Source organism: Halorussus caseinilyticus, assembly GCF_029338395.1.
GTDB lineage: Archaea > Halobacteriota > Halobacteria > Halobacteriales > Haladaptataceae > Halorussus > Halorussus caseinilyticus.
On sequence record NZ_CP119809.1, the window covers coordinates 47,251 to 60,308 of the forward strand.

Sequence of the window (13,058 nt, forward strand, 5' to 3'; positions counted from 1 at the left end):
CAATCAAATCCGCAGATATTACTCGGAAAATTTATATCCGTGTGCTAGCCTTTACCCATCATGACTCCCTCTGGCAAGAAGATTCTCGTCGTCGACGACGAACCGGGGTTGGCCGATTTAGCGGCCGAGTACCTCCGGCGAATCGACGACGAGATGTCGATTACGACGGCGACTTCCGCGAGCGAGGGTCTCTCGTATCTCGGGGACGACGACGAATTCGACTGCGTAGTCTCGGACTACAACATGCCCGAGATGAACGGACTGGAGTTTCTGGAGGCGGTACGCGACGACTACCCCTCGCTCCCGTTCATCCTCTACACCGGCAAGGGGAGCGAGGAAATCGCCTCGGAAGCGATTTCGGCGGGCGTCACCGACTACCTCCAGAAGGAGTCGGGCACCGACCACTACGAGGTGTTGGCCAACCGCATCGAGAACGCGATTTCGGAGAACCGGGCCAAGGTGCAACTCCGTCGGACCGGGGAGAAAATCGAGGCGCTTCACGAAACCGCCGCCCGCGCCGCGACCTGCACCCACCGGACCGAACTCTGCCAACTCGCGGTCGATGCCGCCGAGGACATTCTGGCGTTCGACATCTGCGACATCAGTCTCTGCGAAGGGTCCCACCTCGTCCCCGCGGCAGTCTCGAAGGGCGTCCCGTCAGACGGTTACTACTGGTCTACCCCAGTGGATGCCGAGGACAACTTCGCGGCCCGAGCCTACAGACAGGGCGAGACGATTCGCATCGACGACCTGCGCGACCACGGGGTCGCCCCGGCCGAGTCCGACTATCGCTCGACGCTGACCGTCCCCATCGACGACCACGGCGTCTTTCAGGCGGTTTCGCGCGACGTGGAGGGGTTCAGCGACAGGGACCTCGAACTCGCCGAACTCCTGTTGGCCCACGTCTCGGCCGCGCTGGACCGCATCCAGTCCGAAGAGCAACTCCGCGACGAACGCGACAAGTTCGCCGCGCTATTCCACAACATTCCGCACGCCATCGGCGTCGGGTCGTTCGAGGACGGCGAACCCGTCATCACCGAGGCCAACCCGACCTTCGAGGAGGTGTTCGGGTGGGACATCGAGGACATCGCCGGGCGACCGATAGACGACCTCATCGTCCCCGAGAGCGACTCGGCCGAGGACGAGGCGGCCGAAATCAACGAGCGAATGCGGGACGGCGAACACGTCTCGGGGTGGGAGGTCCGGCGCATCACCGCCGACGGTCCCCGTGACTTCCTGCTTCACACCGTCCTCGCGCCCGAAGAGGACGCGGACGGGTTCGTCGTCTACACGGACATCACCGAGCAGAAGCGCCGGGAGCGCGAACTCCAGCGCCAGAACCAACACCTCGACGAGTTCGTGAGCGTCCTCCGCCACGAGGTTCGGGATTCGCTCGCCACCGCCGACGACATCGCCGGACGACTCGACGCGGAAGACGCCGACCGACTCGACCGACTCCGGACCGCGCTGGACCGAATCGAACGCCGCGTGGACGAGGCGGTCGAACTCGCCGAACGCGGCCGGATTCTCTCGGAGTCGGCAACCGCGTCGATTCCCGCGGTGGTCGAAGAGGCGTGGGAAGCAGTCGAGACGGGCGAAGCGACCCTCACGACCGACGACCCGCCGTCGGAGGTGTCCGGCGACGAGTCGCGCCTCGGAAGACTGTTCGAGACGCTGTTCCGGAACGTTCTCCGGTCGGCCGCGAGCGCTCGGGCGTCGGGCGACGATTCGGTCGAATCGTCGCCCGACGCGGCCGTCACCGTCGAAGTAGGCGCTCTCGACGGGCGAGACGGTCTCTACGTCGCCGTCGAGGGTGGTCGCGGCGGCGACACCGACGATGGCCTCGGGTGCGAGGGCGAGACTGGTTGCTCGCAGGCCGACGACGGACTCCGCGTCGTGGAAGACATCGCGCGAGTCCACGGGTGGACGGTCCGGACCGCCGACGGACCCTCGGACGACCGGCCGCCGGACGACGCCGGGGCCGACACCTGCCGAGTCGAACTGTGCTTTCCGAGCGCGGATGTCTGACTACACTTCTCTCTCCCGGACGTACTCGGCGAACGTCTCGCCCTCCAACTCGGATTCGCGCGTGCCGACCCTCCGGTAGCCCCGGTTCTCGTAGAAGTCGTTGCCGATTTCGTTGTCGGCCAGCACTATCAGTCGGAGTCGCTCGGTCCCGTGTTCGGCGACCCACGTCTCGATGCGGTCGATGAGCGCGGACCCGATTCCCTCGCCCCAGTGGTCGGGGTGGACGTAGAGTCGGGCGAGTTCGGCCGCGGCGTCTTCCTCGCCGAGGACGCCCTCGCCGAATCCGACGATTCGCTGGTCTGCCGGTTCGTCGTCGGTCGCCCGTTCGTCTTTCCGTTCGTCTCCCGCTTCTCGCGGACGTTCCGCGACCAGAAACGCGCTGTCCTCGCGTTCGACCGACTGGCGAAGGTCGTAGAGGTCGTACCAGTCGTTCGAGACCGCTTCGACGGTTTCGGCACCCAGAACGTCGTCGTACGCGGCGTGCCACGACTCGCGGGCGACGCGCCGAACGTCGGCCACGTCGCTCGTGGTCGCCGGGCGGACGGTCAGGTCGTCCATGCGTTGTAGGTGTGTAACCGGCGACAAATAGCTTCCGCGAGCGAGCATTTGAGTAATGAGGACCGCCAACTCCGACCATGGCCGACTCCTCCGACCCCGAGTCGCGCAACGTCTCCGCTCCCGAGTCGCGCAACGTCTCCGCTCCCGAGTCGCGCAACGTCCTCGAACCGGGATGTTCGCGGTGTCCCGCGCTGGTCGAGTCCCGCGAGCGCATCTCGTGGGGCAACGGGTCGGTAGACGCCGAAGTTGTCGTCGTGGGCGAAGCGCCCGCGTTCGGCGACCCGGAGGCCGAGACGTGGCGCGGGGGCAACTGGACCGGGATGGCCTACACCTCTCGACACTCCGGTCGGGCGGTCCGGGACCTGTTCGCCGACGCCGGACTCGCCGACGGGGACCTCTACTTCACGAACGCCGTCAAGTGCTTTCCGAAGGAGGCCGACAGCGACCCCAATCCCACCAACCGCGAACCAACCGCCGAGGAACGAGCGAACTGCCGGGACCACCTCGCGGCCGAAATCGAGCAGGTGAACCCCGCGGTGGTGGCGACCACCGGCAAGCACGCCACCCTGTCGGTACTCGGCGACCTTTCGGGTGGGTTTCTCGACGCGGTTCTCGAACCGCGCGAGTCTGCCGAGTTCGGGACCACCGTCCTCCCTCTGTTGCACCCGTCGTACCAGAACGTCTGGTTGCCCCGAATCGGTCGCTCCCGCGAGGAGTACGTCGCCGAGATTCGAGCGGTCGTCGCCGCGCGGCGATGAGAGGTTGGCCGCCTATTTCAATGTCTGGCAATCATCTTTTAATGAAGCATGCCGATGTACGACGCGATGAGTATCATCGCGGAGTTCACCACGCCCGCCGAGGAGTTCGCGCTGGGGGACGCGCTCGCCGCACACCCGGGGGTCCACGTCGAACTCGAAAAGGTCGTCCCGACCCGGATGCAGATTCTCCCCTTCTTTTGGGCGTGGGGTGAAAACTTAGACGCGTTCGCCGAGACGGTACGCGACCAGTCGCTCGTGGAGTCGCTGGAGGTGGTCGATTGCGTAGACGACCAGATACTCTACCGGGTCGAGTGGACCGACGTACTGACCGACCTCGGACGCATCATCCGGGAGACCGACGCCACCGTGTTGGAGGCCAGCGGTCAGTGCGACACGTGGCGGTTCGAACTCCGGTTCGCGTCCAACGAGGACGTGCGGTCGTTTCAGGCCGACTGCACCGACCACGACATCTCGCTGGAACTCCGGCGACTCCACTCGCTGACCGAAATCGACACCGACGACAAGTACGGCTTGACGCCCGAGCAACGCGAGACCCTGCTGACGGCGCTCGAACACGGCTACTTCGAGGAACCGCGCGACGTTACGCTCGAAGAACTCGCCGACCTGCTCGGTCTCTCGCCGACGGCGGTGTCGGGGCGGATGCGCCGGGCCGAGGCGAAACTCATCACCCGGACGCTCGTCACGGAGACCTGACGGGACCGACCTACAGCAGTCCCTCCTGCTCGGCGAGTAGGAGCGCCTCGATGGTGGCGTCGTTGGCGGGGTCCGCGCGCGCGGCGTCGAGGGCGTCCTCGACCGGCATCGTCCGGACCGAGAGGAACTCGTTGCTGTCGAGTTCGCGCTCGACGGGGGTCAGGCTCTCGGCGAAGACGATGCCTCGTTCGTGGCGCAGGACGCCGGTCGCACAGTAGAAGTCCTCCAGCAGGCTGACGCCCGCGGGGTCGAAGCCGGTCTCCTCGCGGAGTTCGCGCGCTCCGGCCTGCGTGTAGGACTCGCCGTCCTCCACGATTCCGGCCGGGCATTCGAGGCACTGCTCGCGGATGGCCGGTCGGTACTGCTCGACGAAGACGACTTCGCCGTCGGTGACCGCCAGAATCACGACCGCGGGCGGGAGTTCGGCCCAGTAGTACTTCTTGGTCGAACCGTCGGGTTGCTCCACGAGGTCGTAGCCGCCGGTGTACCACCCGGTTTCGTACTCCACGACCGACTCGATGACGCGCCAGTCGTCGCTCATGTGGAGTCGGTCGCCGTCCGGCGGCTAAAGCGTGACTACTCGGCGTCGAACCCGGCTTTCGGACGAGCCTCGGATTTCCAATCTACTACAGTCGGCGCGCGCTGGCGAACCCAGCGAAGTGGGCGTGCGCTGACCGACCTGCCGACCGGCGCGTGCGGGCACGACCGCAAGCGTGTCGCGCCCACTCGCGCGAGATGAGGACCGCAGGCCGGAGCGAAGCGGAGGCCGAGGACCGAAATCGGTTGGGGAGGGTGTGGTCCGCGGTCGCGGTGCGGTTGCGGTCCTCATTGGCTCAAGCCTGAAGTTAGCTCTTCTCGACCCTGCCGCCGACTCTTCTCGACTCTTCTTCGGTTGTCGAACGCTTCTCAGACGCTTTCTCTTGTCACTACACGCCCGAACCTCACGTCTCCGGGAACAAACTTATACTCGCTCACGCCTACCACCCACGTAGCATGAGCGAGGTTTCCGAGAGCGTCGGCCGGTACCTCAGCGCCATCTACCTGCTGACCGCCGACGCCGACCGGCGGGCGCGGACCAGCGAACTCGCCGAAATTCTCGACGTGAGCGCCGCGAGCGTCACCGGGATGGTCACGTCGCTGGACGACCGGGGTCTCGCGGTCTACGAGAAGTACGAGGGCGTCACCCTCACCGACGAGGGCGAGACGGCGGCCCGCGAGTTCACGTGGCGGCGGTGCGTCACCGAGAACTTCCTCGAAGACGACCTCGGTCTCGACCCGGCCGCGCTCCGGGACGACGACGCCGCGGACGGACCGCTCGCCATCGGTCGAGTACTCTCCGAGGAGGCCGTCCACCGCCTCAAGGACCTCGTGGACCACCCCTGCGACGGGAAGTGTAGCGGCCCGAGCGCCGAGTACAGCGCGTGTCTGGACGACGCCGGAGAGTCGGACGAGAGCGCCGACGCCGACCGAACCGGTCTCGACGCCGACAACGTTGACGCCGAGTCGTAGCGCGAAGGCTGAAAGCAACGGAAAATATTGCTTAAGAAAACTAAAATCGTTTCTTCGGGAATAATTTCGTCTGTTTACACTAACTCGCGGTAGACGCGACCGAACGCCTGCCGTCGGAGGGTCGCCACCGCCGCGCGCGGTTCGCGCTCGTAGGTCGCGGCCACGACGGTTTCGCCGAGCGCGTCGTGCCACGCGACGTTGCCGACGTTCTCGCTCCCGTGTTCGATGACTTCCCGGTCGCGGTCGGCCAGCCACTCGTCGTACTCCTCGCGCGTGCCGGTCCGGACTTCGAGCAACGAAGCGAAGAGGGCGTCGCGGGCCGTCTCGACCACTTCACCGGTCACGCGCTCGTCGTACTCGTCGGCGTCGAACGCCATCGCCTTCGCGGTCTCCTTGACGACCGTCTGGGCCGCGGGACCGACCGCCTCGTAGCGCTCTCGGGCGTCCGATTCGTCCTCGGGCGCGAGAAAGCCGTGGGTCTCCATGGCCGGAGATTCGGAGTCGGGGGACTACTGGTTTTCGTCTACGCGTTAGCGCCGGAGAATCGGTGACCAGCACTGCGGGCGCTCCTGTTACCGTGTCGTCTTTTCGAGGGCCTGCTCGTTCTCTCCGCAACAGCACAGTAACCGCCGGAACTGCCGTGACGAATGCCTCGAAAGCCCCCGCCCGCTCGCGGTCTCTCCGCGGGATATTCCCGCTCGCTCACTCCGTTCACTCGCTCGAATAGTTGCCCGCGGAGACGACCACGGGCCTGCGGCCCGCGAGCGGACGGCCCCTTTATCCGCCCCTGTCGGTTGGTGGGGCGGGCGTTCGCTGGCGGATGGTCGGTCGAGCGCCCGCGTTCGGCGGGTCGGCCGAGCGCGTCCCGTCGGCGGGTCGGCCGAGCGCGTCCCGTCGGCGGGCCGAGAGATTCCGTGGCGTCGAACGTGGCGCTTTTCGGCGCGGGCGACCAACTGGGCGACATGGGATACGCCTGTCCGGTGTGCGAGACGCCCCAATCCGACGCCGAACACCTCGCCAATCACCTCGCGTTCACGGCGATGCTCGGCGACGAGGGCCACGAGGCGTGGCTAGACGACCACGCGCCGGGGTGGAACGAGCAGGGCGAGGACGAACTCGCGGCGCGCGTCGAGGAGTACGCCAAGGAAGTCGGCTTCCCGCAGGTCTTCGAGGACACGACGGGCCACGACCACGGCGACGAACCGCGCGGCGGCGACCTGTTCGAAGACGAGTTAGAGCGTGCGAACGGCCGCGGTCGGGGGTCGATGGCAAGCGGCACGGGCGGGCGCGGCGCGGGCGGCGCGGGCGCGCTCGACGGCGAGGCACAGGAGATTCTACAGGAGGCCCAGCAGATGACCGAGGAGATGCTGGACGACGAGGACACCGAGAGCGACGGCGACGACGAAGCGGAGTGAGCGACCGCCGAGCCACAGACTGCGAACGCTCGACTGACCATCCGCCGCGGTCCGGGTGGGTAACGGGGTCGCCCTAGCGGTACCGTTGCGAAGCGAGAAACCCGACCCTCACGCGTCCAAGTCCACGACCAGAATCAGCGCGTCCTCGCCGTCGTCGTAGTACCGGGGGATGGTCCGGAGGTACTGGAAGCCAAAGCCCCGGTACAGCGACAGCGCCGTCTCGTTGCTCGCGCGCACCTCTAACTTGACGCTCTGTGCGCCCTGCACCTCCAGCACGCGGAGCGAATGCTCCAGCAGGTCCGCGCCGACGCCCTCGCCGCGGTGGTCGGGATGCACCGCGATGTCCTTGACGTGGCCGAACGACCGACCGTGGTTCGGCACGAGGTTGGCGACGACGTAGCCCACGACGTTCTCGTCCGCCCGCGGTTCGCCCTGCTCGTCGGCCGGAGACGGCCCGCCGCCGGTGACGGCCACCAGAAAGCCCGGTTCGCCCAGATAGCGCTCGAACGCGGAGAACGGCCACGGCTGGTCGAACGAGGCCCGCTCGATACGTAGTACGGCGAGCAGGTCGGCCTGCACTGCCTGCCGGACTCGCACGTCGCCCTCGTCTTCCGCGTGAGTCGTTGTCACTGACCGCGATTTCTCGCCCGACCCTTATGAGTGTCATGCCCGAGACCGACCCCGCAATTCTTTAGTAGGATGAATCATAAGAAGTAAATGCACTCTCCGGCCGGAGGTGCAAGCTCCCGAAATCTCCCCCACCCACCCCCCACCTTTTGCGTACGACACTACGAGCTTTTTATCGAGCGCAGTCGGCGACTGCGCTCGATAAAAAGCTCGACCAAAAACACCGGAAGACAAACCGTGTCTTCCGAGCAGTCGGTCGCTCCGCTACTCGCTCGCGGTACAGACGCTAGCCCGCTGTTCCATACCGACCCTTGCGACACAGTAACCACTACTCAGAACGCGAAAAAACGGAAAAATTCGGCGTGCGATTTAGTCGTCTGCCGGAGCGGGCGAGTCGCCGCCTTCGGCGTGCTTCTTCGTGTGCGAGAGCTTGCCACCGTCGGCGAGAATCTCGCGCTCGCGCTCGGAGGCGTCGAGGTGGGCCGTCGCTTCCCAGTCGTCGTTGACGCGAACCGTGAACTCTTCCTGACCGGAGCGGACCGCCTCGGCCACGTCGTCCACGATTTCGATGTTGTCGCCCTGCTCGATGTTCTCGTAGGTCTCCTCGTCGATGGTCAGCGGGATGAGACCGAAGTTGAAGAGGTTCGCCTTGTGGATGCGGGCGAAACTCTGGGCGAGGACGCCCTCGACGCCGAGGTACATCGGGCACAGCGCCGCGTGTTCACGGGAACTACCCTGACCGTAGTTCTCGCCAGCCACGAGGAAGCCACCGTCGGCGTCCAGCGCGCGGTCGGCGAAGTCTTGGTCCACGCGCGAGAGCGTGAACTCCGAGAGCTTCGGGATGTTCGACCGGAACTTCAGGATGTCCGAAGTCGCCGGGATGATGTGGTCGGTCGTGATGTTGTCCTCCATCTTCAGGAGGTTCGGGCCTTCGAGGTCCGCGTCGAGTTCGTCCTTCAGGGGCACGTCGCCGATGTTCGGACCCTTGATGAGTTCGTCGTCGGGTGCCTCGTCGGGCGCGATGAGGTCGGCCTTGCTACCCGTGTACTCGTCGGGCATCTCGAATCCGGGGTCTTCGAGGTCGCCGAGTTCGTCGGCGAGGTTGCGCGGGTCCACGATTTCGCCCTTGATGGCGGCCGCGGTTGCGACTTCCGGCGAGCAGAGGTACACGTTGTCGTCCTCGATTCCCGACCGTCCCTCGAAGTTGCGGTTGAACGTCCGGAGCGACACGGAGTCGCTTGCCGGAACGTGACCGATGCCGATACAGGCACCGCACGTCGCCTCGGAGAAGTTGACGCCAGCGGCCATCATCTCGGAGACCCAACCCTCGCGGGCGAGCATCTCGGAGGCCTGCTTGGAACCGGGCGCGACAATCATCTCGGTCGTCTTGTTCGTCTCGCGGCCTTCGAGCATCTTAGCGGCCGGGAGGATGTCCTCGTAGGCACCGTTGGTACAGGAGCCAATCATCACTTGGTCGACTTCCGTGCCCTCGACTTCGCTGACGGGCACCACGTTGTCGGGCATCGACGGCTTGGCGATGAGCGGTTCGAGGTCGCTCAGGTCGATGACGATTTCGTCGTCGTAGTCGGCGTCCTCGTCGGCCGAGAGTTCGACGTACTCGTCGCCGCGGCCGAGGCGTTCGAGGTAGTCCTTCGTGTTCTCGTCGGTCGGGAAGATGGAAGAGGTCGCGCCGAGTTCCGTCCCCATGTTGGTGATGGTCGTCCGCTCGGGGACCGAGAGGCTCTCGACGCCCGGACCGGTGTACTCGAAGATTTTGCCGACGCCGCCCTTCACGCTGAGGCGTCGGAGCATCTCGAGGATAACGTCCTTCGCGGTGGCCCACTCGGGAAGTTCACCTTCGAGTCGGACGCTGACGACTTCGGGCATCTCGATGTAGTACGGGCCGCCACCCATGGCGACCGCAACGTCGAGACCGCCCGAACCGATGGCGAGTTCGCCCATCCCGCCGGGAGTCGGCGTGTGGGAGTCCGACCCGAGCATCGTCTTGCCGGGCGCGGCGAAGTTCTCCTTGTGGACGTTGTGGCAGATTCCGTTACCGGGTCGGGAGAAGTGCGCGCCGAAGGTACCGGCGGCCGACCGCAGGAAGCGGTGGTCGTCGGTGTTCTTGAAGTCGAACTGGTAGGTCTGGTGGTCGCAGTACTGCGCGGCCAGCTCGGTCTGCACCTCGTCGAGGTCCAGCGCCTCGAACTGGAGCCAGACGAGTGTTCCAGTCGTGTCCTGTGCGAGGACTTGGTCAATCTCGATTCCGATTTCCTCGCCGGTCGTGAGGTCACCCTCGACGAGGTGGTCCTCGAGGATTTTCTCCGTTAGCGTCTGTCCCATATCGACCGAATATCGACTCTCCTTGGTTATAAATCCCGCGCGTTTCTGTTCATGATGATTATTGACAATCCGGGAGCCGGGCGGCAATTCTTACGGGAATTCCTGACCGTTCGTGGTGAACCGACTCCGATACCGATATACGTCACCGATAGCTCTTCCAGAATATGTTCGAGAGCGGTCCCTTCGTGGCCGAACACGTTTCCGAAACCGACGACGAGCAAGTCCAACCAAACGGCGTGGACCTCACGTTGGAAGCGGTGTACGAACAGCGCGAACCCGGCCGAATCGGTCGGGAGACGAAAGAAGTCGGCGAGCGCCAGCAACTCGAAACCGAACAGGTCGCCGACGACGCACCCGAGACCTACTACCTCACGTCCGGCGGCTACGTCGTCCAGTACGCCGAGACGGTTGAGATTCCCGAGAACCACGTCGGGTACGTCTACCCCCGGTCGTCGCTCCTCCGGAACTCCTGTATGCTGAACACTGCCGTCTGGGACGCTGGCTACGAGGGCAAGGGCGAGGGTCTGCTGGAAGTCCACCACGACATCGAAATCGAGACCGGCGCGCGCATCGCCCAACTCGTCCTCGCGGAGGCCGACCACGACGGCACCTACGCCGGGTCGTATCAGGGCGAGAACGTCGGACTGGACGAGTTCTGAACCGGCCTCTCGCGTCTTCGCACGCTGGCCGCACGACCGCGGCGAGTTTATTTTCCCCCCGGTAGTCGGTACCTTCGGGTGGGGACGTTGACACACGACAGACGTGAATTTCTGCAACTCGGCGCGCTCGCCGGAGTCGGCGCGCTCGGGGGAGACGTACCGATTCGATTCGAACAGGACGACGGACAGCGTGCCGACACCGGATGGCCCGGCGTCCGAGTCCGCGTCGCCCAAGACCGGGGGAAGACGGCCCACTGGGTTCTGCCGGGCAGACGCCGAATCAGCGAGTACGTCTTCGGCACGCCCGAGAACCCCCGACGGACCGGCCAGCACTGGGTGAACGTCGCCGAGGGGCCGGTGAAGCGACTCTTACAGGAACAGACGTATCAGGTCGGCCTGCCGGTCGAACAGCGCCAGACCAACGCGGACGGGTCGGCGTACACTATCACCGACATCCTCACGGGGTACAGCGACTCCGCGCAGGAGACCGAGGGCGAACTCGACGTGACCTACGTGGACCGCCAGCCGAGCGACACGCCCGGCGAACCGGGCGACACCCGCGACACCGCCGAGGTCACGGCGCGATTCGCCGACCCCGCGGGCAACGAGTACGAAGTCGTCCTCGACCACATCGTCCAACCGCCGTTCCCGCCGTGGGAGACCGGTGGCGGCGTCGTCACGGGGACGTGGCTCCACGGCGTCACCGGGACGGGGACGCCGCTGATGCCCAGACTGTTCAACTACGGCGCGCTCTGGGGCGTGGGTGCGCTCAGGGTCAACGGCGAGATGGCCGCCACGGGACGAGTGATTCACTTCATGTCCACCGAGAACGTCCGGAAGGCCGACAGCTACGCGCTGGCGCTGGACGAGGAACTGCCGCTGAGCGAGGACGAGACCTACCTCGGCCGACCGCACCACACGCACCTCTTCCTGCCGCCCATCGAGGCGACGCCGGAGGGACCGCGGCCGAGTCCGGTGCCGACGGCGTTCGAGTTGTCCGACGGCGAGACCCAACCGTTCGTCCACTACATGTGGGACGAGGACACCATCGAGGAAGTTGCGGTTCTCGGAAGCGGTGGGGGTGAGACGACGACCGATTCGGAGTAGCGACGGAGGTGACGACCTACCCCAACTCGAACATCTCGGCGGCCTGCTCCATGTCCTTGTCGCCACGGCCGCTGAGGTTCACCAGAATCACGTCGTCTTCGTCCATCTCCGCGGCGATTTCTTTCGCCAGCGCGACGGCGTGGCTGGATTCGAGCGCCGGGATGATGCCCTCCAACTCCGCGAGTTCGCGGAAGGCGTCGAGGGCGTCGTCGTCCTCGACCGCGCGGTAGTCACACCGGCCGACGGCTCGGAACATGGCGTGTTCGGGACCCACCGCGGGGTAGTCCAGACCGGCCGACACCGAGTGGACTTCCGTGTCGTCGTCCAGCGTCCGGGTCTTCATGCCGTGCATCACGCCTTCCTCGCCCTCCGCGAGCGGTGCGGCGTGCTGGCCCGACCCCTCGCCCTTTCCGCCGCCTTCCGCGCCGTAGAAGTCCACGTCGTCGTCCCGGAAGGCGTGGAACAGGCCGATGGCGTTCGACCCGCCGCCGACGCAGGCGACGGCGGCGTCGGGGAGTCGGCCGGTCTCGTCTCGAATCTGGTCGCGGGCCTCGCGGCCGATGACCGACTGGAACTCCCGGACCATCCGCGGGAAGGGGTCCGGGCCGACGACGGACCCGACCATGTAGTGGGTGTCTTCGACGTTCGCCGCGAAGTCTTCGAGTGCAACGTCCACCGCGTCGGCGAGTCCGGACCGGCCGCGCGTGACCTCGTTGACCTCCGCGCCCATGAGTCGCATCCGGAAGACGTTCATCGTCTGGCGCTCGGCGTCTTTCTTCCCCATGTAAATCTCGGTCTGCAACCCGACGAGCGCGCCGACCATCGCGGTAGCGACCCCGTGCTGGCCCGCGCCGGTTTCGGCGATGAGTCGGGTCTTTCCGGCCTCCTCCGCGAGGATGGCCTGTCCGAGGCAGTTGTTTATCTTGTGCGCGCCGCCGTGGAGCAGGTCCTCGCGCTTGAGGTAGATTTGCGCGCCGTACTCCTCGGAGAGTCGCTCGGCGTGGAAGACGGGCGTGGGTCGCCCCGCGAAGTCCCGGAGGTAGCCTCGAAATCGCTCCCGAAACTCGTCGGTGTCGTGAATCTCGTCGAAGGAACTGGCTAACTGGGCGAGCGGTTCTTCGAGCGATTCGGGGACGTGACGACCGCCGAATCCTTCGAAATCGCCGGACGGAGCGTCGTGAGACATGAGCCAACGTTGTCCGTCACCGTATATAAATATACAAGCCACGTTATCACGACCCGAAGTCGCCGACTCGCTCACGCCACGTTTCGCTCTTCGAGAACTCCAACGCTCGGCGAGGGAGTACGCACTGGCGAGTCCGACGATTCCCCCGCCGACG

At 65.7% G+C, this 13,058-nt stretch carries 13 protein-coding genes; 7 read left to right on the forward strand and 6 right to left on the reverse strand.

Features of this window, described 5'->3' with window-relative positions:
* Positions 1-60 precede the first annotated feature (60 nt).
* Positions 61-2,028, forward strand: a complete 1,968-nt coding sequence (locus tag P2T60_RS00215; RefSeq protein WP_276280548.1) for a hybrid sensor histidine kinase/response regulator — start codon at positions 61-63, stop codon at positions 2,026-2,028.
* On the opposite strand, the gene P2T60_RS00220 is transcribed toward P2T60_RS00215, so the two are convergent.
* Entirely contained in the window at positions 2,029-2,586 is a 558-nt protein-coding gene (locus P2T60_RS00220; protein WP_276280549.1) for a GNAT family N-acetyltransferase, read from the reverse strand. It lies immediately after the preceding gene.
* A gap of 77 nt (positions 2,587-2,663) precedes the next feature.
* Between P2T60_RS00220 and P2T60_RS00225 the strand changes: the two genes are divergently transcribed.
* Positions 2,664-3,344, forward strand: coding sequence for a uracil-DNA glycosylase (locus P2T60_RS00225; RefSeq protein ID WP_276280550.1), 681 nt, complete (start codon positions 2,664-2,666; stop codon positions 3,342-3,344).
* Positions 3,345-3,410: 66 nt separating this feature from the next.
* Positions 3,411-4,058, forward strand: coding sequence for a helix-turn-helix domain-containing protein (locus P2T60_RS00230; protein ID WP_276280551.1), 648 nt, complete (start codon positions 3,411-3,413; stop codon positions 4,056-4,058).
* 10 nt (positions 4,059-4,068) lie between these two features.
* Here the strand turns inward: P2T60_RS00230 and P2T60_RS00235 are convergent, their stop codons facing one another.
* Positions 4,069-4,599 carry an NUDIX hydrolase gene (locus P2T60_RS00235; protein WP_276280552.1) on the reverse strand — a complete coding sequence of 177 codons (531 nt, stop codon included), beginning with the start codon at positions 4,597-4,599 and terminating at the stop codon, positions 4,069-4,071.
* Between the two features lie 452 nt (positions 4,600-5,051).
* On the opposite strand from P2T60_RS00235, the gene P2T60_RS00240 reads away from it, so the two are divergent.
* Positions 5,052-5,567, forward strand: coding sequence for a metal-dependent transcriptional regulator (locus P2T60_RS00240; protein ID WP_276280553.1), 516 nt, complete (start codon positions 5,052-5,054; stop codon positions 5,565-5,567).
* Positions 5,568-5,641: 74 nt separating this feature from the next.
* Here P2T60_RS00240 and P2T60_RS00245 read toward each other — a convergent pair whose 3' ends face one another.
* Entirely contained in the window at positions 5,642-6,052 is a 411-nt protein-coding gene (locus P2T60_RS00245) for a DUF5809 family protein (protein ID WP_276280554.1), read from the reverse strand.
* Between the two features lie 429 nt (positions 6,053-6,481).
* Between P2T60_RS00245 and P2T60_RS00250 the strand changes: the two genes are divergently transcribed.
* Positions 6,482-6,982 carry a DUF5810 domain-containing protein gene (locus P2T60_RS00250; RefSeq protein ID WP_420028690.1) on the forward strand — a complete coding sequence of 167 codons (501 nt, stop codon included), beginning with the start codon at positions 6,482-6,484 and terminating at the stop codon, positions 6,980-6,982.
* A gap of 108 nt (positions 6,983-7,090) precedes the next feature.
* Here P2T60_RS00250 and P2T60_RS00255 read toward each other — a convergent pair whose 3' ends face one another.
* Both P2T60_RS00255 and P2T60_RS00260 read right to left on the reverse strand, forming a co-directional pair.
* The gene (locus tag P2T60_RS00255) at positions 7,091-7,612 is read right to left on the reverse strand and encodes a GNAT family N-acetyltransferase (RefSeq protein WP_276280555.1); all 522 of its coding nucleotides are present in this window, start codon (positions 7,610-7,612) and stop codon (positions 7,091-7,093) included.
* A gap of 366 nt (positions 7,613-7,978) precedes the next feature.
* A complete protein-coding gene (locus P2T60_RS00260; RefSeq protein ID WP_276280556.1) occupies positions 7,979-9,952 on the reverse strand; it encodes an aconitate hydratase in 1,974 nt (657 codons plus the stop codon).
* 164 nt (positions 9,953-10,116) lie between these two features.
* On the opposite strand from P2T60_RS00260, the gene P2T60_RS00265 reads away from it, so the two are divergent.
* Together P2T60_RS00265 and P2T60_RS00270 are read left to right on the forward strand one after the other, a co-directional pair.
* A complete protein-coding gene (locus P2T60_RS00265) occupies positions 10,117-10,611 on the forward strand; it encodes a deoxyuridine 5'-triphosphate nucleotidohydrolase (RefSeq protein WP_276280557.1) in 495 nt (164 codons plus the stop codon).
* 78 nt (positions 10,612-10,689) lie between these two features.
* Positions 10,690-11,718 (forward strand): hypothetical protein, encoded by a 1,029-nt coding sequence (locus P2T60_RS00270; protein ID WP_276280558.1) that lies wholly within the window; start codon positions 10,690-10,692, stop codon positions 11,716-11,718.
* Positions 11,719-11,734: 16 nt separating this feature from the next.
* Here the strand turns inward: P2T60_RS00270 and trpB are convergent, their stop codons facing one another.
* Complete coding sequence (trpB, locus tag P2T60_RS00275; protein WP_276280559.1) at positions 11,735-12,904, reverse strand: tryptophan synthase subunit beta; 1,170 nt, start codon at positions 12,902-12,904, stop codon at positions 11,735-11,737.
* Positions 12,905-13,058 lie beyond the last annotated feature (154 nt).